Genomic DNA, 24,549 nt, shown 5'->3' with positions numbered 1-24,549 from the left:
ACGTGTCATGAGAGCGATTTCCTTTGCCGTCGCCGGCAACAACCGCTTGGGCGCACGCCTGTTCGCCGCGTTGTACGACATGGGGCACGATGTAACGCCGCTGTGCAGCGCGGCCGGCCCCCTGGCCGAGATGGCTGAGCAATTGGGGGCCGCCATCCCGGACCCGCATGCCGCGCCGCCCGCCGTCGAGTGGCGCATTGAGTGCGGCGATGCCGAACCGGCCTTCGCGTGCCAGACGAACCACGTCCTGACCTTCGCCGCACGCGCTCCCGCATTCCCCCCGCCCCGCGCGACGCTCTCGTGGCAATGGCAAGGGCCCAATGGCGCTGTCGATGTGGCGTCGAGCACATGCGAATTCGGGCGCCCGATGTGCGGCGCCGATCTCGTAGAGCAGATCGATGCGCAAGCGCTCGCCATGCTCGTGGACATCGTCAGCCAGCTCGGGCGCGATGTCCTGACGCTGCAGACGCTGGCAGCACTCGCGCCGGCAACGCTTGCGCCCGGGAGCGTCGCACTCGACACGCACCAGTTGTCCGGCTGGCATGCGAGCAATGAGACCGCGCTGACGGTACCGTTGGCGGCCTCGCTGCCCGAGATGGTGTCTCGCCAGGCCGTGGCGACGCCCACGGCGATTGCATTGCGCGATGCCCAAGGAGACGTGGACTACCGCACCTTTGTTGCGGCGTCGATGAAGCTGGCGTCGAGACTCTCGGCGTTGATACCGGCAGCCATGCCGGGGGACGATACGCCCAGTGCGCCCTGTGTCATCGCGGTACGGCTGCCAAAGTCGCGCCTGCTCTATACGGCCATTCTTGGCGCCATTGGCGCGGGTGCGGCCTATGCCCCGCTCGATCCGTCGTTCCCCCCCGAGCGCGTACGCCAGATCCTCGAGCAAAGCCGGGCCAGATGCCTGATCACCGACGACGATTTCGACGACAGCGGACTCGATGGCCTTGACGTCGAAGTGATTCGCCTGCGCTCGCTTGACGCCGCAGACGTGGATATCGGTGTGACGGCGTGGCCGGTGGCGCGTCATGCGAACCGGGCGAGCCGCTGCGCCATCACGATCTTCACCTCGGGGTCGACCGGCACGCCCAAGGGCGTCATGCTCACGCATCGCAATATCGTGCACTTCTGCCACTGGTATCGCGACTATATCGGCATGGACGCAAGTTCACGCGTGCTGCAATTCTGTACCGTGGCGTTCGACGTCTCACTGCTCGACATTTTCCCGACATTCCTCGCGGGCGCGACGCTGGTGATTCCCACTGAAGCCCAGCGGCACGCACTCGACGAATTGAGCGAGCTCATTGCACGCGAAGCCCTCACTCACGCCTTCCTGCCGCCCGCATTGCTGGGGGTAATGCCCGACGCCGAGTGGCCGGCGCTGCGTCATCTGCTCACGGGCGGCGACGTATGCTTTCCGGAGACGATCGCCCGCTGGAGCCGGGGCCGGGAATTCCATAACATCTTCGGCCCGGCGGAATGCACCGTTCTCGTGACCATTGCGCGCCTGCAGGCAGGCGACAGCAACCGTCTGATAGGACAGCCCATTGCAAACGTACGTTGCTACGTGCTGAACGACGACGGCCAGCCCGCGCGCACCGGCGAACCCGGCGAACTGTGCGTGGCAGGCGCAGGCGTGGCCGACGGCTACCTGCATCGGCCGGATCTGACCGAGCGCAGCTTCGTGCCCAATCCGTTCGCCGATCCGAATGGCGAGTGGCCGGCAGCACGCGACGAAAAGCTGTATCGCACGGGCGACATCGTGCAATGGGACGAAGACGGCCAACTGCATTTCGTCGGCCGACGCGATGCGCAGGTCAAGATTCGCGGCTTCCGCGTGGAGCTGGGCGAGATCGAGGGCGCCGCAATCGCTACCGGAATGTACGGCCAGTGTGCGTGTGTGGTCGACGATCGCAAGCGTATCCGTGGCTTCGTAGCCAGGCCGCTGGACGCGTCGGCAAGTGGCGACGCACTGCGTTCGTTGCTGGTCGCGCGCTTGCCCGACTACATGGTGCCGTTCGAGATCGTCGTACTCGACACGCTGCCCGCGACCAACAACGGCAAGATCGACCGCGGCGCGCTGGCGAGCCTCCCCGCCCAACGCGCAAACGCCGCCGGCTCGCCTGCGCAGGACGAACCGCTCACCGAAACGCAGACGCAACTGCGAGCGCTGTGGGCTCGGTTGCTCGACCTCGAGCCGTTCGAAATCGGGAGAGATGACTCGTTCTTCAATCTCGGCGGACACTCGTTGCTGGTCTCGAAGCTCATGCTCGCCGTCAAGAAGGAGTTTGGCGGCAACGCACCGCTCGCCCGCTTCATGGAGCGCCCGACCATCGCGGCGCTGTCGTCCTTGCTCGAGAATGACGACATCAATAAGGGCGAGCGGATACCGCAGCGTGTGTTCGACGACATGGCGCTGCCCGACGACATCCGGCCCGTCGACGGTCTGCGTCCGGTACCGGACGGTGCCCGCGCCGTTCTGCTCACCGGCGCAAACGGATTTCTCGGCACGTTCATTGCCGCAGAGCTGATCGCCCAGACGTCGGCCGTCGTGTATTGCATGGTTCGCGCTGCCAGCCAGAAAGACGGTGAAGCGCGGCTGGCCCAAGCCCTGCAGGCAAATGGACTCGGTGCGATCGCCGCGCATCCGCGTCTGAAAGTGATCCTCGGCGATCTTGCCAAGCCGCGGCTCGGTCTGACACCCGATGCATGGCGCACGCTGGCGCGCGATATCGATGCGATCTATCACAACGGTGCGCACGTCAATCACGTCTACGACTACCCGTACCTTTACGACGCCAATGTCGGCGCAACGCTCGAGTTGCTGCGCCTGGCCTGCGAGTTTCGCAACAAGTCGATGCACTTCGTCTCGACGTTATCGGCCGCAAGTGCTGCGGACGACACCGGGTATGTGCTGGAGCAAGGGCCCGCGCGAAGCGCGCCGGTATTCGTGAACAACGGCTACAACGTGACGAAATGGGTCGCCGAGCATCTCGTGTGGGAAGCGGCCGAGCGCGGTATCGATGCGACCATCCTGCGTCCGGGCAACATCACGGGCGTTGCCGACACCGGGCTTTGCCAGCCCACACGGAACCGGATCCTGCTCCTCGTCAAAGGCTCCCTCCAACTCGGCGCCGCACCTGCGGGGGACACCGACTTCGACTTCGCGCCAGTCGATTTCCTCGCGCGTGCCATGGTCCGCTGCACAACCGATCCGCAACGGGAGTTGCGCGTGTTCCACCTTCAGAATCCGCAGCCGCTGACCTGGGAGGACTATCTCGGCGCGCTGGCGCAGTGCGGCTACCCGCTGGCGCTGGAAGAGCCGTCGGACTGGCGCAATCGGTTGACGTCGATCGACGAGAGCAATGCGCTGTTCGACGTCGTGGCGTTCTACCTCGACGACAGCCAGGAGGACATCGGCGACATGTCGCGCATCGCCCATCAGCGAACCGCCGAAACGCTCGCGCGGCTGGACGTGGCGTACCCGCGTAAAGACGCCCAATTGCTCGCCCGGCACTTCGGCTATCTGATCGAGAGTGGCTTTTTACCCGCGCCGGCGGGCAGCGGCACCCGGCGTATCGAACGCGAGACGGATATGGCTCCCGCAGCCTGATCGCCACGCGTCGCGACTTTGCTGTTTCTGTGCTGTCCCTTCATATCTCTAGGAGTTCATCATGCTGCAAAAAGCCCGCATCGAGTTGCAACCCGACACGTTGATCCACAACCTCACGACGACGGTGCATGCCGGTGTCGCAGAGCTGAACGCCCCTGCACGCAAGGTGTGGGACGTGGTTGGCCGCTTCGACGGCTACAACCGCTTCGTCACCGGTCTGGAGTACATCCAGATGACCGGGACCGCAACCGGTCCGCGCTCACTGCGTCACAAGCACTTCACGGGAGGCGATCTGGTTGTCGAGCAACTGAACACGCGCGACGACGAGGGCATGACGATGAGCTGGACGCTGATCTACACCACGTTCGATATCGGCAATATGTGGGCGTCGATGGAAGTCGTGCCACGCGGCGAGAACGCCTGTACCGCCACCTACCGCATCGTGGGCGAAGCGCGCTCTGGCAACCCGAAGGATCAGCCGGCGTTCGACGCCTTCGCCGTCGGCTTCCTGAAGATGGCCATGGACAATCTGCGAACGATGTTCAACGGCGGCTGATCGGCAACACGCCCACCGGTTCGCACGGCGCTTCGGCCATTCGGCCATTTGGTAATTTGGCAATTTGACCGCTCGAACCTTGCCCTCGCGGCGTGTGCCGCGAGGGCGTTCCCCCTTCCCTTTCGCTTCGTCACGGACCGCACCATGGACAGACACATCCCGCCCGCTGGCCGCTGGCAACTCGCCGCACGCGCGCACCACATGAAGCCTTCTTCGCTGCGCGAACTGCTCAAGGTGACCGAGCGGTCCGACATCATTTCGTTTGCGGGCGGTCTGCCCTCTCCCTATGCACTACCGATCGAGCGTCTGAGCGCTTCGGTCGAGCGCATCCTGCGCCACGACGCTGTCGGGGCCCTGCAATACGGTCCGTCGGAAGGCTATACGCCGCTGCGCGAAGCCATCGCCGCACGGCTGTCGCGTCAGGGCGCCACAGTGCCCCCAACGCAAGTGCTCATCACAACCGGCTCGCAGCAAGCGCTGGACCTGGTCGCACGAGTGCTCATCGATCCAGGCAGCCGCGTGTTGATGGAAACGCCGACATACCTCGGCGCGGTTCAGGCGCTGGCGCAGTACCAGCCGGTCTTCGAGGAAGCCCCGGCCGACGCCGCCGGCCTGTTGCCCGAGTGCATGGACGAAGCGTCGATGCGCGACGCCCGGCTGCTCTACATCCAGCCCAACTTTCAGAATCCCACGGGGCGCACACTCCCCCTGGAGCGCCGCAAAGCGCTCGTATCCCGGGCGAAACGCGAAGGTTTGCTGGTGGTGGAAGACGATCCGTACGGCGAACTGGTCTACAGCGGCGTGACACCGCCCTCATTGCTCTCGATGGCCCCCGACGACGTCATCCATCTCGGATCGTTCTCGAAAGTCATCGCCCCCGGCTTGCGGGTGGGCTACCTCGTCGCTCCGGAAGAACTCATGATCAAGCTGGTGCAGGCGAAGCAGGCGAGCGACCTGCATACCACCGGCATCACCCAGCGATTGGCCCACGCCCTGCTCACGGACGGTCAATACGATGCGCATCTCGAAGCCATCCGGTTGCGCTATCGGGCGCAGTGCGCACTCATGCTCAAGTGTCTGGCCGAGTACATGCCCGAAGGTGTCTCGTGGACACGTCCGGCCGGCGGCATGTTCCTCTGGGTGACGCTGCCGCCGCAGATCGACAGCGCCAGCCTGTTCCATGACGCACTGGCTTGCGGCGTGGCGTTCATCCCCGGGGCATCGTTCCACGCCATGTCGCCAAAGGCGAATACGATGCGTCTGACGTTCACGACAGCGACGCCTGCACAGATCGAAACGGGCATCATGCGACTCGCGAAAACCATCGAGGCACGTCTGGACATGACGGCATCGCGGCTCGTGACGTCTTGATCGCATGCCCGTTCGTTGACAGGCACCGCTATCACCACCGCGGGCGGCGTCACGTGGATGCCCCCGCAACACCCTATACGCGCATGTGCGCATCAAACGAACTACGCGCACGCCTGAAGCCCGGCATCCCCAGGTTCGAAGCGTCCAAGGTGCTGCGCCATTTGCACGAAGCGGGGGACACAGGGATTGCTGCTCGTCTTGCTCCACACAAGCGCGACGTCGATGTTCGGCGCTTGCAGCAGCGGCACGAACTGCACGTTCTCCGCGCGCGTACTGCGCATCGAGCTATGCACGAGCGCCACGCCAAGCCGTTGCCCCACCAGATTGACGATCGTCTGCTGAAAATTGGTCTCGAGCCGCACGCGCGGCGTGAAACCCGCCTGGCGGCAATGATCGGTAATGGTGTTGTGAATGAAGGGCGAGGCCTCACGCGGCGAAATGATGAACGGATCGTCCCTCAGTTCTCCGATTGAAATGGCAGAGCGCGCCGACAACCGATGCCCTGCAGGCAGCGCCGCGACGAGCGGCTCACGGAAGATGGTCTCGGTGCATAACTCGTCGCTTGCATCGGACGAATACATGATGCCCACGTCGAGCCTGCCGCAACGCAGTTCGTTGGCAAGATCCGTCGGAATCGTTTCCTTGAGTTTCACCTCGATACACGGAAATGCCGCAGCAAAATCGCGCGTAAGTACGGGTAGCACGCTGTAAGCCACCGCGAACATGAAACCCGCGCAGAGCACGCCGGTCTCGCCAACTTCCGCCGCGCGGGCGTGGGAGCGGGCCTGGTCGAGGGTCGCCAGGACGGAACGCGCATCGCGGTAGAAGCGCCGCCCCGCAGCGGTCAGGCTCACACTGCGCTGCGTGCGTTGAAACAGTACGACGCCCAACTCCTCTTCGAGCATGGCGATCTGGCGCGACAACGGTGGCTGAGAGATATGCAGCAGGTTCGCCGCGCGCCCGAAGTGGAGTGTTTCAGCCAGGACTACGAAATAGCGAAGTTGCCTCAGTTCCATGGAGCCCGCTCCTGTAAAGAACATCGGTTTCTATTCATAGCAAACCCGTATCAGTCGTCACATCATATGGTATTGGAGACCTCTCACGAATCGAACTATGCTTGCTCTTGCTTTATGGAGCACCCCCCAATGGCAATCGCAACGATGCGGTAGCGCGCCGCCACACGCAGCGCGTGCCTATTCCTATAAAGTCAATGAGAGACGCTATGTACGCCCACGATCCACTGGACCGTTCAAACGCAAGCTTTCAGTCCTCCCTACGTCCATCCCTCGATCAACTCTGCGGTGACGACCCTGCGATGCTGGCCACCCTGGCTCGCGCCCGCCTGCTCATTGATCGTCAGCTACCCGTGCTTATCCTCGGAGAAACCGGCACCGGCAAGGAATTCCTCTCACGTGCCCTGCACGACTACAGCGCTCGCCGACAGGCCTCGATGGTGTCGGTCAACTGCGGCTCAATTCCGGAACATCTCATTGAAAGCGAGCTGTTTGGCTATCGGCGCGGCGCCTTCTCCGGCGCCCTGAATTCCGGAATGAAGGGAAAGGTGGAGCAGGCCCACGGCGGCACACTATTTCTCGACGAAATCGGCGACATGCCCGCAGCGCAGCAAACCCGTCTGCTGCGCGTACTCTCCGAACGAGAGGTCACGCCGATCGGCGCCGCCAAACCGGTAGCCGTCGATCTGCAACTCATATGCGCGACGCATCAGAATCTCGAGTCGCGTGTTCAAGCGGGATCGTTCCGCGAAGATCTTTACTACCGGATTGCAGTCGGGATCGTACACCTGCCCCCACTACGACTTCGACAGGACCGCGCCTGGCTGCTCAACACGATGATCGTCGCAGAGTCGCGCGGCAGCGCCAGTCTCGCTTCGCTTGACGCCGAAGCGCGCGAACTGCTGCTTTCGTGCCCGTGGCCGGGGAACCTTCGCCAGATGCGCGCCGCCGTTCAGTACGCCTGCGCAGTCAAGAGCGAGGACACGATCCGGCTGCGCGATCTGCCGGCGAATCTTGTAAAAAACGCCTCATTGCCCGCGACTGACGCGGCGCCATCGGTGGCGCCAACCAACGTCAACATCACGCCTATCGCCTCGCTGTCGGCCATCGCCAACGGCGAGCGGGAGATCATCATCCGAGTACTTTCCTCGCGGCGCTGGAATATCTCGGCGGCCTCGCGCGAGCTTGGCATCTGCCGCACGTCGCTCTATCGGAAGTTGCGTGAATTGCATATTCCGCACGTCCGCGACGTCAGCAGCGAGGTGCTGCTCGGCCCGCATCGCTGATCGCCGGACGGCGCCTGCCAGCAGGCGCCGTGACAAACGAGCCGGGGTTTCACGCCCCGCGCCCGCCTGCTCGCCGAGCTCAAGCCCGGTCCGCCAGCAATGCCATCATGGCCGTTTCCTTGTACCGCGGCCCGGTCGTCGCACCGGCCGAAAACTGGGTATCGAGCGCGCGCAGCATCGCGGCATCGATTCGCGCGTGCGCAGCCGCCAGATTCTCCTCCAGTCGGCTCACACGGCGGGTGCCCGGAATCGGCACGATGTCGTCGCCTTGCGATAGCAGCCAGGCGAGTGCGAGCTGTGCCGGCGTCACCCCCACTTGCCTGGCATAGTCCGCCAGTGTTTCTGCCAGACGCCTGTTGGCCTGGAAATTCTCCCCTTGCAGACGAGGATCGGATGTCCTGCGTGAGTCGCCTTCAGGGAAGTCTTCCGCACGGCGTGCAGTGCCTGTGAGAAAGCCCCGTCCGAGCGGTGCGAACGGCACGAGCCCCACGCCAAGTTCCCGCAGACATGGCAGGATCGACGTCTCGATCTCTCGGTGCCACAGAGAGTATTCGCTTTGCAAAGCGCTTACCGGATGAACGGCGTGGGCGCGGCGGATCGTGCGCTCACCGGCCTCGGACAGGCCGAAGTAACGCACTTTGCCTTCCCTGACGAGATCGCCGACGGTGCCTGCAACCTCTTCGATCGGCACCTCGGGATCGACGCGATGCTGGTAGAGCAGATCGATGTAGTCGGTGCCGAGCCGGGCAAGACTCGCGTCGACCACCTCGCGAATGTGCGACGGCCGGCTGTCCGCGCCCGTCACGGCACCGTTATCGAAACGGAATCCGAACTTTGTCGCGATGACCGCCTTGTCGCGGCGTCCTTTGAGCCAGCGTCCGAGGAGGCGCTCGTTCTCGAACGGCCCATAGACTTCCGCCGTGTCAAAGAAATTGCATCCCAGCTCCAGCGCTCGTTCCAGCACGCGAACCGATTCCTTGTCGTCGGACGGCCCGTAGGCATAGCTCATTCCCATACAGCCAAGCCCCATAGCAGGCACCTTCAGCCCTTGCGTCCCAAGCCGTCGTGTTGGCAGCATCATGCAGCTCCTGTGCGATTTGACATTTTGTTCGGTTGCCGAATCGTCCACCCGGCACCGCGCTCCTGACGATGCAAGTTTCGAACCAATCTTCAAGATATTTTTCGAGCGCCGATTCGAACCCGCTGGCTTCGACAGCCTCGCATCGACATGACCCGCACGCCAGCGTGATCTCGCGGCGCAGGCGAGGGGCAGATTCCGTCTCGTCGCATCAGCTCAGGCGGGCAGACTTCAGTCGAACCGTACGTGCGACATCTGTCCGATGCTGCGACACCTGTCGCACGCTGCGACAGGTGTGTGTGTCGCTGGCTTCGCATTGGGCGACGGATTTCCCCGGGCATTGGCCGCTTTCGGTTCGTCATGAGACTCGTGGCATCCAAATTGCTTGGCATCCGTCGTTCCTATCACCCTGTGCCAGGTCTCTGGTACCCGACTATCGATGACCCACTCCATGACGGCTGGACCGGCCGGGACGACGCTTGCGCTTTACGGCGAAACTCGCAACGTGCTGGCCCGATTCGGGGGATGGACGGCCTACTTGACCGGGGACGAGCGCAAGCGCGCTGATGCGTTCTCCCGACCTGACGACCGGGAGGACTATGTTGCGGCGCACATACTGGTTCGGGTCGCCGCCGCGCGTATCACCGGAAGCCCCGATATCCCGGGTCCCGCGGCGCGCACTTATGGGCTCGTGCAGCGCTGCGAGCGTTGCGGGGGGGCACATGGACGCCCACGTCTGCCGGCGCATCCCGGGCTGCACGTCAGTTTGAGCCACACCCGCGGCGCCGTGGCAGCGGCGTGCGCCATCGTGCCGATCGGGATCGACATCGAGCATTGGAATGGGGCGCTGGACGCAGACTCGGATTTTCCGGGGACGAACGAGCGAGAGCGGCTACGTCTGGACGCATTTTCGAGCGTAGCGCACACCCATCACGCGCCCTCCCCCCGCGCACTGGCGTGGCTGCGCCTCTGGACACGCAAAGAGAGTCTCGTGAAAGTCGGAGAAACGACGTTGGACGCAATGCCGGACGTCGACATGTCGAGGCTGCCGATGAGCGAAGTCCCGCTTCGCACGTGGCAGCGCCGCGTTGCTCATGGAAGGTGGGCGATGACGGACTGGCTTGATCCCGGACTACGCGTGACGGGCACCGTTTCCAGCGCGGGCGCTGTGGCGATCGAGCGGGTCGTGCCCTGACGCGTCCTCAATTGCTCGTGAGTGCCGAAGCCGATCTCACCGGCGGGGAACGCAGAGGCTAGATTGGCCGCAAACCTCTCTGCGCAAGTTTTACGCCCGCTGAAGCCCACTCGCCACCTCGGCAATCCCAATGAGCGCCAATGCGTAATCGCTTCGATTGTCTCGAAGCCCGAAATATTATTCCGTCCAGCAAAACAATTCTGCTCCCCACCAAAACCCACGCATTTTTTTAGAGAGATTGCAAGGATAGGATGCGGCGTTCGCAAAAAATATTTCCCGTTAGGGGAGACCACACCAGATGACCCACGAACGTCGCCACTTCAAACTGAAAGCACTGCCCTTGGCCATTGCCGCGGCCCTGTCTGCAATGACCTCTTTAGCCGACGCTACGCCGGCGCCCTGTTCCGTAACGTCTGCAACGAACGCCACGGTATCCTGGAGCTCGGGAGATTGTCAGGTGAGCGCCCCCGTTCAGACTGAGGACACAGCGATTTACGTCTCGGGAACGGTCGGCACACTCACCAACAGCAGCACCATCATCGGAAACAACGCGATCAATATCGAGGCCGGCGCAAACGTTGCTGCGGTGGTCAATAGCGCGGGCGGATTCATCTCGAACCAGTACATGTACGAGGTCGTTGTGAATAATGGCACGATCGCCACGTTCACCAACTCGGCCGGCGCAACCATTACCGGTTACACGGCGATTGACAACCGCAGCAACGCGTCAATCGTCACGCTGAACAACAGCGGGGAAATCTCTGGTCAAAACGGGATTGTCAACGCCGGCACTATCACCTCGTTGAACAACCTCGCTGATGGAAAGCTGTCCAACTACACCGGGGTTACGAACACCGTCGATGGGACGATCGGTTCACTGAGCAATGCAGGCACGATTACAGGCAACTTCACGGGGATCGCCAACAGTGGCTTGATTCAGCGCCTGAACAACGATGGTTACCTCTCCGCTCGCGAATATGTGATCGACAATCAGGGCACGATCGGCACGCTGAACAACACCGGGAAGATCACCGTCGGCATTGACGACCGGGGGGGCGAAACGTCTACCGCCCTGAATAACACCGGCTCGATCAGCTCGATTGTGAACACCGGCACCCTCATCTCGTCCATGGAGGCGGTGATCAACGCCGGGCGAATCGACTCGCTGACCAACAACGGCCTCATCAGCGGCGGCACCTTCGCCATTCAGAATGCGCAAGACGCCGTGTTGGGGACTATCGTCAACTCGGGCACCATCGCCGGCGATATCAACTCTGTTTCGGGTAAACCTCTGAGGTTCTCGGGCGGGCAAGGTTCGACCTTCGGTGTTCTGACGGGCCTAAACGGAGCGCCCGGCACGCTGATGAACGCCGGCGCAGACGTTGTGTTCTCGGACGGCAATCAACTGCTTGACGACAACGTAGTCGTCGGCGCCAAGAAAGTTGCCAACGTCTCGGGCAACCTGCAAATCAATCGAGTCATCTCGATCTACGGCAATTACGCTCAATATTCGGAGGCAACGCTACTGATAGGCGTAGGCAGCGGCGCCGTAGCCAATGGCAACATGGAAAGCGACACCGGTTACGGCCGTCTGGTGGTGTCGGGCTCCGCCAGCATCGCGCCCGGCTCAGCCGTGGCGTTGAAGAATACCGCCGCCTACGCGTTTGCCCCCGGTCAGCGTTTCGTAGTCATCGACGCGGCCGCCGCAGGGACGAGCTACAACGAAGGTCAGCTCAAATATTCGATGGTCGGTGTCAAGGGCACTGTCACCGGCGCCGCCGTCGCCAATGGCGATCGCAGCGATCTGGTGCTGACCGTGACGAGCGTGGACGCGGACACCGCACCGACCACACCGACGACGCCTACCGTGCCGACAACGCCCCCGGCGCCGAAGATTCAGGCAACGACGCCGAACGCCTACGCTTCCCTAAGCGGACTGTCACGTTACACCGGCATCAGCGATCCCGGCCTGTTGAACCTCTTCAATGCGGCAACGGCGCTTCAGCTTGGCGGCGCCGCAGCGTCGAACCGTGCCGGCGCGCAGTTGAGCCCGTCGGCGCCGGGCGCCAGCAGCCAGGCCGTGTCGGCCCCGACCCTCAGCGTCCTGAACATCATCGCCGGGCGCAGCGACAGTCTGCGACTGGCGCAGGCCGACGCCAGGAGCGGTGTATCGACGGGCGAAGCCGGGCCAAAGTGGGCCACGTGGGGACAAGCGTTCGGTGGCCATGCGAGCCAGAGCGAGCGCGATTCGGTCGATGGCTACAGCGCCAACTTCGGTGGCTTCCTGATCGGTGTCGACCGGGCGATCAACGACGCCTGGCGCGCCGGTGGCGTGTTCAGCTACACCAACACCACCATCAACAGCACCGGCAATACCGACGGCAACCGGACCCGCGTGAACGCCTTCGGTCTGATGGGCTACGCCAGCTACATTGCCGATACGTGGTACGGCAATCTGTCGGCTGGCGTGGTGCAACAGCGCTACGACACCAACCGTTCGATCAACTTCACCGGCTTCTCGGGCAACACCAACGCGCAGTTCAACGGTACTCAGTACGTTGCCCGCGCCGAGGCGGGATACCCGCTGGCCTTGTCCTTTGGCACGGTTACGCCGTTGGCCGCCCTGACCTACAGCTACTTGCATCAGGCCAGCTACACGGAGTCGGGGGGCAACGGTGCCGCGTTGGCGGTCAACGCCGCCAATACGACATCGGTCACGAGCGACCTCGGCGTCAAGATCTCGCGTGAGTTCGTCACGTCTTACGGCAAGCTGGTGCCGGAGTTGCAAGTGGGCTGGCGTCACCAATACGACAACAGCCGCAGCGCAACGAATGCCCGCTTCGTGGCAGATCCGTCCGGCGCCACCGCATTCACGTCGCTGGGTGCGCGTCCGGTGTCGGATCTGGCGTTGGTCACGGCAGGCGTGACGCTGCTGCGCGCGAACAACCTGAGCGTAACCGCGCGCTATGAACTGCAAGTGGGGGGCGGCCTCGTCGCCCAGGCTGGCACGCTGCGGTTGCGCCAGTTGTTCTGACCGACCGCGCATCGGCGTCTGAGGAAGACGTCTGCCGCATCCGGCGTCACAAGGCGGGGATAGCGATGTCTCCGCCTTGGACTTCGGATCGCTGCGCGCATTGAGGCTTTTGCAAGAAGCCTCGATGCGCGGCAACGCCTCAGGCGTTGGCTTCGAAGTACTCGATCACGTTCAGACTCGCGTTGCTCAAGTGCTCCCGGGCAGCGTTCTGGGCGTCCTCCGGCTTGCCGGCGACGATGGCCTCGACAATGCGCTCATGCTCGTTGTCCGAGGTCACCACGCGCTTTTTCTGATAGAACAACTTCGCCCGGAAAGGCGAGAGCCGCACCCGGAAGCTGCGTGCCAACTCAGCCAGCGATACATTGCGCGCCCCGTCAAACAGCAGTTCGTGAAACTTGTCGTTGATCTGCGCGTACAGCACTGCGTCGCCCGCGTTGGCCGCCTCGTGCGCTTGCTTCGCGACCATCTCCAGACGCAGCCGCTCCGAGCGCGTCATTCGCTCCGCAGCGAAGCGCGCGCATAGTCCCTCGATTTCGGCCGCCGTCTCGAACATGTCGCGAAGCCGGGCAACGTCCACACTGAGCACCGTCGCACCGCGTCGCGGCACGATCTCGACCAGCCCGGCAATGGCCAGCTCGCGCAGCGCGTCGCGCACGGGGGTTGCGGAAATGCCAAACCGATCCGCGATGACCTGAATTTCCAGTTTGTCACCACTTGGCACGCGCCCGCTGATGATGTCCTCGGTCAGCCCTCGCACGACCTTCTGCGACAAGGTGGTTTCTTCCCGGGTGTCATTCATGGTTGTCTCCCGCGGAATGGGGGGGTTAGCGTGATGTACATGTCGTGTAGAAACGGTAAGCGTCGTCGAATACCGGCGTTCCGGGTTTCGAGAAAGAGTCCAAGACTGAATAATGATGCAGTGCGGCCCAGCTTGCCAAGCACACCGGCAAGCCCAGCGCCACGCGCCGGTCATGCATGGTACGCGATTGCTCCTGTAGCGCCGGCAACTCTCCCCCTCCCACCCCCAGCATCACCGGCCCCGGCGGCGACGTTGCCCACAGCGCCGGACTCATCGCTTCGGCCGAGTCCTGCGTCAGCGCCAGCGCCTCGTTGAGCGACGTTCCGGTCAACGCTCTCAGGTCATACAAGCCGGACAAGGCAATGACGGCGTCTGCCTGGGCGCCCGCGCTCATCGCCAGATGGCCACCCGCCGACCATCCGGACACCACCACTTTCCTCACCGTTCCCACATGGGGCGCGAGCGCCGCACGCAAGCCCATCAACGCCTTGGTGACGCCTGCCACCATGGTCGATACGCTCGCCCCCGGCGCCAGCGGATAGCCCAGGTTGACGACGTGTATGCCCCGCGCTCGCCAGGCGGGCGCGATAAACGCGAAGACGTCTCGCGAATACCACTGCCAATAGCCCCCGTGGATAAAAACCAGCACATCGCCGTTCGGTGCCTCCCCCGGCATCAGATCGAACGCCTCGCGCTCGCCATCGCCGTAACGGATGCCGCATACCACCGCCGCGTCTTCGTACGCCAACGCGCTGCGCGCACGCCAATCGTCGAAATAATCGTCGCAGTTGGCTACGGAGCCCCGGTTGTCATAAGGATGTGCCGGCTTCGTCATGCGGTCCTCCTCAGCGCTCACGCGCTCGCCTGAATGGTTTCCAATACTTCGCGCAACTTCTCGCGCTTGGCTGGCGGCAACCCCTCGATGGGCGCACGCGCCGGGCCGGCGTCGCGGCCGACCAGCGTCATCGCCTCCTTGATCACCACCGGGAACGAGCCCAACGCCCATGCCGCGCGCAGCGGCGCGAGCTGGTCGTGCACGGCACGCGCCTCCCCCCACCGCCCAGCCCGTGCCAGTTCGTAGAGTTTGAGCACCCGCTGCGGAAACACGTTCGCTGCCGGAGAGATTGCGCCAGAACCGCCGTGCAACAGCATCGAAAGAAACAACGTATCACGTCCGCAGAAGCCTAGTGCCGACTTGCCACCCACGCGCATGTACTCGGCAAACTGCGTGAGGTCGCCACTTGAATCCTTGATGCCGACAATGTTCTCCACCTCCATGCACCGTTTGAACAACCCCACCGGCACATCCACCGCCGTTCGCGGCGGGTTGTTGTAGATCATCACCGGCAGCCGGGTCGCTTGCGCAACGGCGCGATAGTGATCGAAAAGCTCATCGGCGTTCGGTTGCACGAAGTATGGCGTGATGACCAGCGCCAGATCGGCACCGATCGACTCGGCCGCCTGCGTCAGTGCAATCGATTGACGGGTCGACGGCGCACCTGTGCCCGCGTAGACAGGCACTCGCCCGTCTACCGTCTCAACCGCAATCTCGATCAGACGCACGTGCTCCTCGAGGCTCAGGAAGTAGAACTCGCCCTGGCTGCCCGCCACCGAAATGCCATGTACGCCCGCATCGAGATAGCCCTCGATCAACTCGCGTGTGCGCGCTTCGTCGAAATTGCCGTTCGCATCGAACGGCGTGACCATGGCGGGAATCACCCCGTGAAAATGCTGAGTCATGAAGTCGTCCTTAAGTCGTCGTTACCCATTGAAGTCGAATACGCTCACAGGGCGCGCCACCAGATCTTTCGTCCGGCAAGATCGATCACGGCGTAGAGCGCCCCCGATATCACCGTGATGGTGACGATGACGGAGAACATGAGATCGGTCTTCGCCGACGCGTTGGCCAGCAGGATCAGGCTCCCCAGCCCATTCTCCGAGCCAACGAACTCGCCGACGATGGCACCGATCACCGCCAGCGGCATGGCCATCTTGCAACCGTCGACAAAGCTCGGCAGTGCGCTTGGCACGCGCAGCTTCCAGAACGTTCGCAAGGCAGACGCGTTCATCGCCCGGAAGTGCTCGACCAGATGCGACGGTGTGCCGGCCAAGCCCCCCAACGTCGAGATCACGATCGGGAAGAAGGCAAACAGAAACGCCATGAGGATCTTCGACGTTGCACCATACCCGCACCACACAATGAGCAACGGTGCGAGCGCCACTTTCGGGATACCCTGGATCGCCACGATCATCGGCATCACCGTGCGCCGCAGACCGTCGAAGAAGAACACCAGCAGGCTGATGACCACGCCTCCGAGCACTGCGGCGACGAATCCCGCAACGACCTGCCACGTCGTAATGAAGGCGTGATGCGCGAGCGCCGCCCGGTTCTCCCAGAACGCACTCGCGACGGCGCTGCCCGACGGCAGGAGATACGGTTTGATATGGAACAGCACCACACCCGCCTCCCACACGATCGCGAGCAGAACGAACCCGATAGCCGCGTCGAAACGACGCAAAGACTTACGCATGTTTCCCCCCTCACTGGTTACGGTTACCTTCGTCATCGCCGGTGCGCGGCCCCCACGCCGGAGGTGGCACCAAAAAGCGCTCGAAATGCCATTGATCGAAGGCGTCAAGGTTGTTTTCCCACGTACGCGCAACGTGAGGCGTAGTCGCGTCCATCTGGATCATGTCGCAATAGAATTCCACGTAGTTCCCGTCCGGATCCTTGAACACGAGGAAGACGTTCTCGCCTGGCCCGTGCTTGCCGATGCCGCGCACGATCTCAACGCCTTCTGTCTTCAGAAAGGCGGCAGCGCTCTCGATTTCGTCGAGATTGGCCAGTTGATAAGCGAAATGCTCCAACCCGGGCCGCCGCGTATCGGGCCCATCGTCGAACTTCGGGGAGTCGGCCGGCAGTTGTGCCAACGCCAGATCGTGGTGCTCGTCGCCACAGCGAAGAAAGACCATCTGGTCACCAATACGGTCCGACACTTCGAGGCCGACGATATCGACATAAAAGCGAGCGGACGCCTGCAAATCGCGCACCATCATGACCAGATGGCCGAGGCGGCGGGGACGGGGGCGAGTCATTGCGATATCTCCATGGCATGTGTGTCACAGGATCCGGGCATCGATGCGCTACGGACCCGCTTTGCTCTCAGGTTTGCCTACTCGAGGCGGCACGCTTCGTCAAAACGCAACCGGGGAGATCGCGCAAAGCACTTCGTCTCGTCGCCATATCCCAGATTGCACAGGAAGTTGACTTTCATTTGACCGCCCCACTGCCGCAGCGAGTCCGTGCTCAGGAATTCCCGTTCGATGGCCCCGGCGTCGAAGCCCGACATCGGGCCACAGTCCAACCCGACGGCGCGCGCCGCCATGATCAGATATGCCCCCTGAAGCGATCCGTTGCGAAACGCTGTCATCGCAGCCAATTCGGCGTCATCGGCAAACATTGCCGCAGCACCGGGGTTATGCGGGAACAATTGCCCCAGCCGAGTGTGGAAGTCGAGATCGTGCGCGATGATGACGGTCACTGGTGCGGTGCGCGTCTTCTCGACGTTTCCGGGCGATAGCAACGGCAGCAATCGCGCCCTGCCCGCTGGCGTACGTACGAATATCAACCGCGCTGGGCTGCCGTTGGCACTCGTGGGCGCCCACTTCATCAGCGCGTAGAGCGCGTGGAGCGTTGCGTCCGCAACCGGGACGTCACGCCACACATTGTGCGAGCGCGCCGTGCGGAACAGTTGATCCAGCGCCGCATCGGGTAACGTGCCGCGCACGGCATCGAGCCAGGCAACACCGCGAGAAAACACTTGCGTCATGGACAATCCCTCCAAGAGCGTCATTGAACCGGGGCGACCTCATCGCCAGTCCCCGGCTCACGGTTTCAGAACGCGTGCTGCATCCCCGTGACGACCGCCACCTGACGGTTCGTCGACGATGCACCGCCAATGCCCTGAAGCACGGCCACCGCGCCATTACCCGACGCCATCTGATACAGCACGTTCACGTATAGCGACGTGCGTTTCGAGAGCGAGTACACGTCTGCCACGCTGAATTGCGTCCAACGCTGGCCGTTGAACCGCGAGTACGCAACGCCTGCGTTGACGGCATTAGTCAGCGTCCACTGGAAGTTCGCGCCCACGTCGTAGTTCGTCATCGTTTGCGCGTTGCCGCCCGCGGCGATCCGTGTAGCCGTAAAGAGCGCATGCAGCAACCAGCGCTCAATCCGGTACGACATGCCCACGCCATAGTTGCGCACGTTGTCCGTCGGGAACGTTGCTCCGGTCGAGAGATTCACGCCCTGATAGCTCGGCAACCCGAGACCACCGCCCAGGTTCAATGCGCGGTTGTTCTCGCTCTCGTAGGTAGCACCGATCTTGAGCGGCCCGTTCACGTAATCCAGCGCGAACGCGTAATTGCGCCCCTGAGCAAACGCACCGGCCTGATTCGAAAACCCGTACATCGCTCCGGCCGTCAATCCGCCAAAGCTCGGCGTGCGGTATTTGACCGAATTGTCGTACTGGAACGTGTTGGCCAACTCGTCGAAGTTGCCCGGGTGCATGGCGTAGAAGCTGCCCAGATTGAAGCCTGTGGAAAACGGCGCGAGAATGTCGAAGTTGAACGTTGTCTGATGCCCGAGCGTCAACGTACCGGCATTCTGTGACGCCAGCCCCACAAACGCCTGGCGGTTGAACATCACGCCCGAGCGGATCATGTTGCCCGTCAGGACGGAAAACCCGCCCTGCAGGTTGAAGATCGCGCGATGGCCACCGCCCAAATCCTCGCTGCCGCGAATCCCCCAGAAGTTAGGCACCAGATTGCCTTCCTGTGCCGCGAACAGGTGGTTGCCTTTCACATTGTTGACGTACATCACGCCGGCATCGATGTTGCCGTACAGCGTGACGTTACTCTGGGCAAAAGCGGTCCCACTGCAGAGCGCCAGTAGCGCCGCTGCCGATCGAATACGGTTCATGAATGGGTCTCTCTCTGGTGGTCGGTCTCTGTCTGGGTCATTCGGCGCCGCCGATCTGCCCGGCGGCGTCAGGCAACGCCCATGATTTCGCCAAGCTCGGTGACTAGCCGCCCGTACTCGGGGAGTAGACGGGTGACTTTGGGATCGCGCGGGCGCGGCAGATCAATGCGAATGTCGTGCACGACGCGCCCCGGTCGAGGCGACATCACCAACACCCGATCTGCCATGAACACGGCTTCGTCGATGCTGTGCGTGACCAGCAGCACGCTTTGCCGGTTCGCCTGGCATAGCCGCAACAACTCTACGTTCAGACGGTCCCGCGTCAGGGCGTCGAGCGCGCCGAACGGCTCGTCGAGCAGCAGCAGATCCGGCTGCGTGATCAGCGCTTGCCCCAGCGCCACGCGCTGTCGCATGCCGCCGGACAGCTCGTGCGGATAGCGAGCGGCGAAGTCGGCGAGACCGAGCACTTGCAGCATGCCGGGCACCCGCTCGTCGATCACCTTTCGCGGCATGCCGCGCGTCTGCGCACACAGGCACAAGTTCGCGACCACGTTCAACCACGGCAGCAGGTTGTATGTCTGGAATACGATGCCGACGTGCGGGGACGGGGCTTTGACCTCGTCGCCGAATACCCGCACCACCCCCGGGGCGTCGCACGGATACAGCCCGCCGATCAGTCGCAGCAATGTGCTCTTGCCGCAACCGCTGGGGCCGAGCACGGCGACGAACTCGCCGCGCGGCACCTCAAGCGACAGCGGATCGAGCGCACGTACCCCCGCCCCTTCGAAGGTCTTTGCGACCTGATGCAGCGAAATGGCGGGTGCCGCCGGCAAATCGCCGGGCACCGCCACGCGCGGGCGCGCCGGTTCCGCCACGGGCGAATTCATCACCTTCATCGTCAACACATCGCGCTCCTTGCGAGGAATGGGCGAGGCGTGCGTCATTTGCGCGCGCCAACCCAGCCGTTATGGGAGATGTCGAACACGTTGCCGAGCGGATCGCGGAATTTTTTCTCGTAGTAGAGCGAGGTCTTGTCGATCGGCAGGTCCATGAAGAACTCGCCGCCGTTTTGGGTAATAGCGTCGGACTGTGCATCGAGGTCGTCGCACCAGAAGCCGATGTGGTGAAACCCGACAAAGTCCTTGCCTTTGTCCAGCCCCGCCGACTCGTCGTTCTTGTAATTCAACAGGGCGAGGCACACGGTGCCGTCGGTTAGATACACTCCGCTTGCCAGCGGCGAATCGGTCTGCCCTGCAATCGTCATGCCGAACGTCTCGCAATAGAATTTCGCGGTCTCGGCCGGGTTCGGCACGGCGAGGGCGATGTGGCGCAGCTTGGCCATGGTTGTGCTCCTGTCGGTAGTTCGTTGTTGTCTGGGAAAGCGGCGGTCGTGCCAGCCGCCATGCTTCAGTTGAGGCAAACCGATTGACGCGAACGCATCGACGACTCAGTCAACGAACGCGTCTGTGTAGATGTCCTCGCTCCTGACCTTGCCGCCGAGCTTGAATGCGCTGTCGATAAAGGCCGCCGTCTTGTTCATGCGCTCCGGCGACATCCAGCCGAGCTGCTTCTTCGATGCGGTCTTGTCGACGATCAGATCGGCCGTCTCGGACACCTGCTGGGCAAGTACGTCACGATCGAGCATGGGGTACTGCTTCGCGATGATGTCGACCGTCTCTTTCTGATGCGCCACAAGGTAGTCGTAGCCCTTATAGGTGGCCTGCACGAACTTGCGAACCATCTCGGGGTCTTTCCTGATCAGTTCGTCGGAGGTGACGATGCCGTTGCCGTAGATGTCCAGCCCGTAGTCGGCATACTCGATCGCGCGAATGGTGAGCTTCGCCTGACGCGCATCTTTCTGAATCACCGCACGGTTCGAGCCGCGCCAGCATTCGGCGAGATCGATCCGGCCCTGAATGAGTGACAGGTCCACCACGGAGGGGTCCATCTGCACGAGACGGAGATAGTCGCGCGGCAACTTGTTCTTTTCGAGCCAAGCGGGCGCAATGTTCTGCACCGGCGAACCCGCGCCACCGCCGAGGCGCTTGCCCGCCAGGTCCTTCAGCGACGCGGCCTTGGTGTTCTCCTCCACGTAGCACAGCCCGGCCGGCCAACGCGTGTTGATCGCGCCCACCATGCGTGTCTGGCCGCCGTTGGCCCGGTTCAGCGACACGCTCACCGGATCACCGTAACCAAACTGAAATGCACCGCGATCCACCTCGTTGACGGTTCGATTGCCGCCGTAACCGCGCACGGCCGTGACGTCGAGCCCGGCGTCGCGATAGAAACCCTTCTCGATCGCCACAAGCACGCCCGCCGTACTCCCCTGCGGGACCCACGCCAGATTGAACGTCACCGCCTGAGCGGCGTGCGCCGCCCCGGCGGTGAACGCTGCCCCCGCAACACACGCGGCCCAGTACTGAATTCGCTTGCCCCACTTCATGGTGTCTCCTGTGAGAACGTTTCCTGCAGTGCACACGAGGTTGCGGACGTACGATCAGCGGGTCTATGCGGCAGCGACCGGATTGCGCAACGTGCCAATGCCAGCGATATGCGCTTCCATCACATCGCCCGGCTTGAGATAGATGCCGCGTCCCATGCCCACGCCGGTGGGAGTGCCGGTAGCAATCACATCGCCCGGCTGGAGCGTGAGAATCGTCGACAGGTAAGCGATCTGCTCACGCACATTGAAGATCATCTCGGCGGTCGAGCCGTTCTGCATCACGTCTTCGTTCACCTTCAGACGCATGTGAACGTCCTGCGGATCGGGAATCTGGTTTGCCGGCACGATCCACGGACCGATCGGCGCGAAGGTGTCGAAGCACTTGCCGCGGAACCAGTCGAACTTGAAGGGGAAATCGGTGCGCATGTTCAGGTCGCGTGCGGACACGTCATTCACAACCGTGTAGCCCGCCACGCAATCGAGGGCGCGCTCGACGCTGATGTTGCGCGTCGTCTGGCCGATCACCGCCCCCAGCTCGATCTCCCAATCGACCTGCGTGGACGCGGCGGGCATGCGCACAACGTCGTTCTGGCCGATCACTGACGTGTTGGGCTTCAGAAACACATAGGGTTGGCTGTCCGCTTTGGCGGCCAGCACCGTCCCCATTTCGTTCGCGTGCTCGACGAAATTCGACGCCGCGCAGAACACCCGTTGCGGACGCACCGGCGGCAGGATGTCGTTCGCCCCGATCGTCAGCGGGCGCATCTCACTGCGCTTCGCCTCTGCCTTCGCGGCGAATCGATCCAGTTCCAGCGAGACGTCCGGCCATTGGGCAATCAAGCCGTCGACCGACAGCGTGGCCCAGGCGGGCAGCGCCCCGTCGAAGACGGCTCGCGCCGTGTTGGCCAGATCGAAAAGTTGTTCGCCGCTGAGCACAAGCGCCGCGCGCTCCGTCGGGCCGTTCCGGTAATTCGCCAATGCATACCACACCATTTTTGTCGTTCCTCGCGATGTTGTTCGGACCGCCGTGCGCGATCGAAGCCAGAGGTTCGATGTCTCACGCCAAACGGTTGAATGCATATTAGTTTCGTCACATATATGTGTAAACGATTTTATGCATTCATAGGGTAAGCACCAGTTTGTGCTGCAAAGCGGAAAAATGACGCAGATTTAAGCGAAGATGAGAGAAAGAATGAGCCATCGCGCGCGCATTCATCATGGCGCGATGCGGAAAACGGGGAGGAATGGCGGGAAGCGGGAGGGCAAGTGCCACACGTCCAACAGCTTGACGTGTGGCACCCGGCGCCGCGCAAAACGTTGCGCGACGTGATTGGACCTGAACGGACTTAGGCGTTACGCAGGGCTGGACGCGACCCGCTTCCCAGCACTACGTTGGCGATCACCACAACGACGATGTTTGCCGCCAATGCAATGAGGCCCGTGTAGAGGGATATCTTGTCCCCCCCCAACGTGAACGTGTGAACCGGCTTGATCCCGTCCGAGAAGGCCAGCCAACTCCCGCACACGATACCCACAGCCCATCCGCACAGCAGCGCACGCGCACCAAACCAGCTCACGAACAAGCCGAAGACGAGCGCCGGGAACGTCTGCAGGATCCAGACACCGCCCAGCAGTTGCAGATCCAACGCGAACTGAGTCGGCAGGAACAGAATAAACACCAGCGCACCGAGCTTCACAATCAGCGAAACGATCTTGGCAACCTTCGCCTCGCCTTCATGGGAAATGTTCGGGTTGACGTAAGGCTTCCAAAAATTGCGCGTGAACAGATTGGATGCACCGATGGACATCACGGCAGCCGGCACCAACGCGCCGATCGCAATCGCGGCAAACGCGAAGCCGGTGAACCAGCTCGGAAACAGTCCATTGAACAGCGCGGGTACGACGTCGTTGTTGGTCTGCACCTTCACACCGGCCGCGTAGGCCATTAAGCCAAGCAACGCAATCAGGCCGAGCAGCACGGTATAGGCGGGCAGGAACACGGCGTTCTTTCGAATCGTGTTTGCGTTCTTTGCTGCAAAAACGCCCGTCAGCGTGTGCGGATACATAAACGCCGCCAATGCCGAACCGAGCGCCAGCGTGGCGAACGGCAGGAACTGCGCTGGCTTGAGCGTCAACCCCGTCGCCCCGCCCTTCTTGGCAAAGACATCACGTGCCGTATCGAACACCGCACCGTAACCGCCCAGCTTGGCCGGCACCACGATCACAGCGACGAGCACGACGATGTAAATCATCAGATCCTTGACGAACGCGATCAGCGCCGGCGCGCGCAAGCCCGCAGAGTATGTGTAGAGCGCGAGAATGACGAACGCCGCCAGCAGCGGCAACTCGCCCGTCAGACCGAGCGCCTTGATCACCCTTCCATGCCGATCAGTTGCAGGGCGATGTAAGGCATCGTCGCCACAACGCCCGTGAGCGCAATCGCGAACTCGAGCGGCCGCGACTGATAACGCCCGAATACGACATCGGCGGCCGTGACGTGTCCGGCCTTGTGCGCCGCATGCCACAGCTTGGGCATGATCAGGAAGACGATCGGGTAGACGAGAATCGTGTACGGCAGCGCGAAGAAGCCGTAGGCGCCAACGGCGTAGACCAGTGCCGGCACGGCAATCACCGTGTACGCCGTGTAGAAGTCTCCGCCGACGAGGAACCAGGTAATCCAGGTCCCGAAGTTACGGCCGCCCAGCCCCCACTCATTGAGGTTGGCGCCCTTGGGTGAGGCGCCCGTCATCCATCGCGAGGCCCAGAATCCCATGACGGTCACGAGGGCAAAGAAGAACACGAAGACCGTCAGCGCGGTCCAGTTGATGCCGGAGGCGTCCATTTACTCCTCCCCTTTCTTCAGACCGTCGCGAAACACGATCCAGATCAGCAACGACGTCAGAGGCACCCAGGCAAACTGGTACCAGTAGAAGAACGGAAAACCCCAAAGCGATGGCAATTCCCGGTTGTAGAACGGGATCCACAACAAGCCGATGAACGGCAGCAATAGCAGTAACCGCATTTGACTGTCTCTCCTCGTTTTCCTTGGATCGATGCGCATTGACTCGCCACTGATTTGCACTCTAGTCCATCGGCGCAGGTTCTGCCGGGCACGCTCGAAAGCCCCGAACGGCGGCGCTCGGAAGCGTTTTCGAGGTGTTGTGCGTATTG

Annotated in this window: 20 protein-coding genes and 1 pseudogene; 6 read left to right on the top strand and 15 right to left on the bottom strand. The window is 62.6% G+C overall.

The window, feature by feature from the left end; all coding sequences use genetic code 11:
* The first annotated feature begins 7 nt into the window (after positions 1-7).
* The 3 genes from PBR20603_RS15720 (at position 8) to PBR20603_RS15710 (ending at position 5,546) form a co-directional block, all read left to right on the top strand.
* Positions 8-3,619, top strand: a complete 3,612-nt coding sequence (locus tag PBR20603_RS15720) for an amino acid adenylation domain-containing protein (protein WP_150560449.1) — start codon at positions 8-10, stop codon at positions 3,617-3,619.
* Positions 3,620-3,680: 61 nt separating this feature from the next.
* Complete coding sequence (locus PBR20603_RS15715; RefSeq protein WP_150560448.1) at positions 3,681-4,175, top strand: SRPBCC family protein; 495 nt, start codon at positions 3,681-3,683, stop codon at positions 4,173-4,175.
* Positions 4,176-4,319: 144 nt separating this feature from the next.
* Positions 4,320-5,546 (top strand): aminotransferase-like domain-containing protein, encoded by a 1,227-nt coding sequence (locus PBR20603_RS15710; RefSeq protein WP_150560447.1) that lies wholly within the window; start codon positions 4,320-4,322, stop codon positions 5,544-5,546.
* Between the two features lie 101 nt (positions 5,547-5,647).
* On the opposite strand, the gene PBR20603_RS15705 is transcribed toward PBR20603_RS15710, so the two are convergent.
* Positions 5,648-6,562 carry a LysR family transcriptional regulator gene (locus PBR20603_RS15705; protein ID WP_150560446.1) on the bottom strand — a complete coding sequence of 305 codons (915 nt, stop codon included), beginning with the start codon at positions 6,560-6,562 and terminating at the stop codon, positions 5,648-5,650.
* A 206-nt stretch (positions 6,563-6,768) separates the two neighbouring features.
* Here PBR20603_RS15705 and PBR20603_RS15700 point away from each other — a divergent pair, with 206 nt between their 5' ends.
* Positions 6,769-7,845, top strand: a complete 1,077-nt coding sequence (locus PBR20603_RS15700) for a sigma-54-dependent Fis family transcriptional regulator (protein ID WP_150560445.1) — start codon at positions 6,769-6,771, stop codon at positions 7,843-7,845.
* A gap of 79 nt (positions 7,846-7,924) precedes the next feature.
* Here PBR20603_RS15700 and PBR20603_RS15695 read toward each other — a convergent pair whose 3' ends face one another.
* A complete protein-coding gene (locus PBR20603_RS15695) occupies positions 7,925-8,923 on the bottom strand; it encodes an aldo/keto reductase (RefSeq protein ID WP_217425971.1) in 999 nt (332 codons plus the stop codon).
* Positions 8,924-9,362: 439 nt separating this feature from the next.
* Between PBR20603_RS15695 and PBR20603_RS15690 the strand changes: the two genes are divergently transcribed.
* Both PBR20603_RS15690 and PBR20603_RS15685 read left to right on the top strand, forming a co-directional pair.
* Positions 9,363-10,118, top strand: a complete 756-nt coding sequence (locus PBR20603_RS15690; protein ID WP_150560443.1) for a 4'-phosphopantetheinyl transferase family protein — start codon at positions 9,363-9,365, stop codon at positions 10,116-10,118.
* A 457-nt stretch (positions 10,119-10,575) separates the two neighbouring features.
* A complete protein-coding gene (locus PBR20603_RS15685; protein WP_343041943.1) occupies positions 10,576-13,152 on the top strand; it encodes an autotransporter outer membrane beta-barrel domain-containing protein in 2,577 nt (858 codons plus the stop codon).
* Positions 13,153-13,291: 139 nt separating this feature from the next.
* On the opposite strand, the gene PBR20603_RS15680 is transcribed toward PBR20603_RS15685, so the two are convergent.
* The 13 genes and pseudogenes from PBR20603_RS15680 to PBR20603_RS15620 form a co-directional block, all read right to left on the bottom strand.
* Entirely contained in the window at positions 13,292-13,951 is a 660-nt protein-coding gene (locus PBR20603_RS15680) for a GntR family transcriptional regulator (protein WP_174977941.1), read from the bottom strand.
* Positions 13,952-13,976: 25 nt separating this feature from the next.
* On the bottom strand, positions 13,977-14,786 hold the full coding sequence (locus tag PBR20603_RS15675) for an alpha/beta hydrolase (RefSeq protein WP_150560440.1): 810 nt from the start codon (positions 14,784-14,786) through the stop codon (positions 13,977-13,979).
* A gap of 17 nt (positions 14,787-14,803) precedes the next feature.
* The gene (dapA, locus tag PBR20603_RS15670; RefSeq protein WP_150560439.1) at positions 14,804-15,691 is read right to left on the bottom strand and encodes a 4-hydroxy-tetrahydrodipicolinate synthase; all 888 of its coding nucleotides are present in this window, start codon (positions 15,689-15,691) and stop codon (positions 14,804-14,806) included.
* A gap of 44 nt (positions 15,692-15,735) precedes the next feature.
* Positions 15,736-16,482 (bottom strand): ABC transporter permease, encoded by a 747-nt coding sequence (locus tag PBR20603_RS15665; RefSeq protein WP_150560438.1) that lies wholly within the window; start codon positions 16,480-16,482, stop codon positions 15,736-15,738.
* A 10-nt stretch (positions 16,483-16,492) separates the two neighbouring features.
* Positions 16,493-17,047 carry a VOC family protein gene (locus PBR20603_RS15660; RefSeq protein WP_150560437.1) on the bottom strand — a complete coding sequence of 185 codons (555 nt, stop codon included), beginning with the start codon at positions 17,045-17,047 and terminating at the stop codon, positions 16,493-16,495.
* Between the two features lie 77 nt (positions 17,048-17,124).
* Entirely contained in the window at positions 17,125-17,781 is a 657-nt protein-coding gene (locus PBR20603_RS15655) for a malonic semialdehyde reductase (protein ID WP_150560436.1), read from the bottom strand.
* Positions 17,782-17,846: 65 nt separating this feature from the next.
* On the bottom strand, positions 17,847-18,935 hold the full coding sequence (locus tag PBR20603_RS15650; RefSeq protein ID WP_150560435.1) for a porin: 1,089 nt from the start codon (positions 18,933-18,935) through the stop codon (positions 17,847-17,849).
* A 68-nt stretch (positions 18,936-19,003) separates the two neighbouring features.
* Positions 19,004-19,879, bottom strand: a complete 876-nt coding sequence (locus tag PBR20603_RS15645) for an ABC transporter ATP-binding protein (RefSeq protein WP_246174736.1) — start codon at positions 19,877-19,879, stop codon at positions 19,004-19,006.
* Complete coding sequence (locus PBR20603_RS15640) at positions 19,876-20,277, bottom strand: VOC family protein (protein WP_042116895.1); 402 nt, start codon at positions 20,275-20,277, stop codon at positions 19,876-19,878. The genes PBR20603_RS15645 and PBR20603_RS15640 overlap by 4 nt, the downstream gene beginning before the upstream one ends.
* 105 nt (positions 20,278-20,382) lie before the next feature.
* Positions 20,383-21,378 carry an ABC transporter substrate-binding protein gene (locus tag PBR20603_RS15635; protein WP_150560434.1) on the bottom strand — a complete coding sequence of 332 codons (996 nt, stop codon included), beginning with the start codon at positions 21,376-21,378 and terminating at the stop codon, positions 20,383-20,385.
* A 63-nt stretch (positions 21,379-21,441) separates the two neighbouring features.
* The gene (locus PBR20603_RS15630) at positions 21,442-22,371 is read right to left on the bottom strand and encodes a fumarylacetoacetate hydrolase family protein (protein ID WP_150560433.1); all 930 of its coding nucleotides are present in this window, start codon (positions 22,369-22,371) and stop codon (positions 21,442-21,444) included.
* 353 nt (positions 22,372-22,724) lie between these two features.
* Positions 22,725-24,220, bottom strand: a pseudogene (gene mctP / locus PBR20603_RS15625) (monocarboxylate uptake permease MctP).
* Positions 24,221-24,400: a DUF3311 domain-containing protein gene (locus PBR20603_RS15620; RefSeq protein ID WP_150560432.1), complete on the bottom strand. Its 180-nt coding sequence runs from the start codon at positions 24,398-24,400 to the stop codon at positions 24,221-24,223. It abuts the pseudogene before it with no gap.
* Between the last annotated feature and the right edge of the window lie 149 nt (positions 24,401-24,549).

The sequence above is a fragment of the Pandoraea bronchicola genome (assembly GCF_902459805.1).
In the GTDB taxonomy this organism is placed as follows: domain Bacteria; phylum Pseudomonadota; class Gammaproteobacteria; order Burkholderiales; family Burkholderiaceae; genus Pandoraea; species Pandoraea bronchicola.
Note: the sequence above shows the minus strand (reverse complement) of the source record. Positions and strands in the feature narration are given on the sequence as shown.

Coding starts and splice junctions, on each gene's coding strand:
- PBR20603_RS15665 (WP_150560438.1), bottom strand. CDS start 16,482: ATGCGTAAGTCTTTGCGTCGTTTCGACGCGGCTATCGGGTTCGTTCTG.
- PBR20603_RS15690 (WP_150560443.1), top strand. CDS start 9,363: ATGACCCACTCCATGACGGCTGGACCGGCCGGGACGACGCTTGCGCTT.
- PBR20603_RS15660 (WP_150560437.1), bottom strand. CDS start 17,047: ATGACTCGCCCCCGTCCCCGCCGCCTCGGCCATCTGGTCATGATGGTG.
- PBR20603_RS15700 (WP_150560445.1), top strand. CDS start 6,769: ATGTACGCCCACGATCCACTGGACCGTTCAAACGCAAGCTTTCAGTCC.
- PBR20603_RS15655 (WP_150560436.1), bottom strand. CDS start 17,781: ATGACGCAAGTGTTTTCTCGCGGTGTTGCCTGGCTCGATGCCGTGCGC.
- PBR20603_RS15635 (WP_150560434.1), bottom strand. CDS start 21,378: ATGAAGTGGGGCAAGCGAATTCAGTACTGGGCCGCGTGTGTTGCGGGG.
- PBR20603_RS15715 (WP_150560448.1), top strand. CDS start 3,681: ATGCTGCAAAAAGCCCGCATCGAGTTGCAACCCGACACGTTGATCCAC.
- dapA (WP_150560439.1), bottom strand. CDS start 15,691: ATGACTCAGCATTTTCACGGGGTGATTCCCGCCATGGTCACGCCGTTC.
- PBR20603_RS15680 (WP_174977941.1), bottom strand. CDS start 13,951: ATGAATGACACCCGGGAAGAAACCACCTTGTCGCAGAAGGTCGTGCGA.
- PBR20603_RS15720 (WP_150560449.1), top strand. CDS start 8: ATGAGAGCGATTTCCTTTGCCGTCGCCGGCAACAACCGCTTGGGCGCA.
- PBR20603_RS15650 (WP_150560435.1), bottom strand. CDS start 18,935: ATGAACCGTATTCGATCGGCAGCGGCGCTACTGGCGCTCTGCAGTGGG.
- PBR20603_RS15620 (WP_150560432.1), bottom strand. CDS start 24,400: ATGCGGTTACTGCTATTGCTGCCGTTCATCGGCTTGTTGTGGATCCCG.
- PBR20603_RS15710 (WP_150560447.1), top strand. CDS start 4,320: ATGGACAGACACATCCCGCCCGCTGGCCGCTGGCAACTCGCCGCACGC.
- PBR20603_RS15675 (WP_150560440.1), bottom strand. CDS start 14,786: ATGACGAAGCCGGCACATCCTTATGACAACCGGGGCTCCGTAGCCAAC.
- PBR20603_RS15705 (WP_150560446.1), bottom strand. CDS start 6,562: ATGGAACTGAGGCAACTTCGCTATTTCGTAGTCCTGGCTGAAACACTC.
- PBR20603_RS15640 (WP_042116895.1), bottom strand. CDS start 20,277: ATGGCCAAGCTGCGCCACATCGCCCTCGCCGTGCCGAACCCGGCCGAG.
- PBR20603_RS15630 (WP_150560433.1), bottom strand. CDS start 22,371: ATGGTGTGGTATGCATTGGCGAATTACCGGAACGGCCCGACGGAGCGC.
- PBR20603_RS15645 (WP_246174736.1), bottom strand. CDS start 19,879: ATGACGCACGCCTCGCCCATTCCTCGCAAGGAGCGCGATGTGTTGACG.
- PBR20603_RS15695 (WP_217425971.1), bottom strand. CDS start 8,923: ATGCTGCCAACACGACGGCTTGGGACGCAAGGGCTGAAGGTGCCTGCT.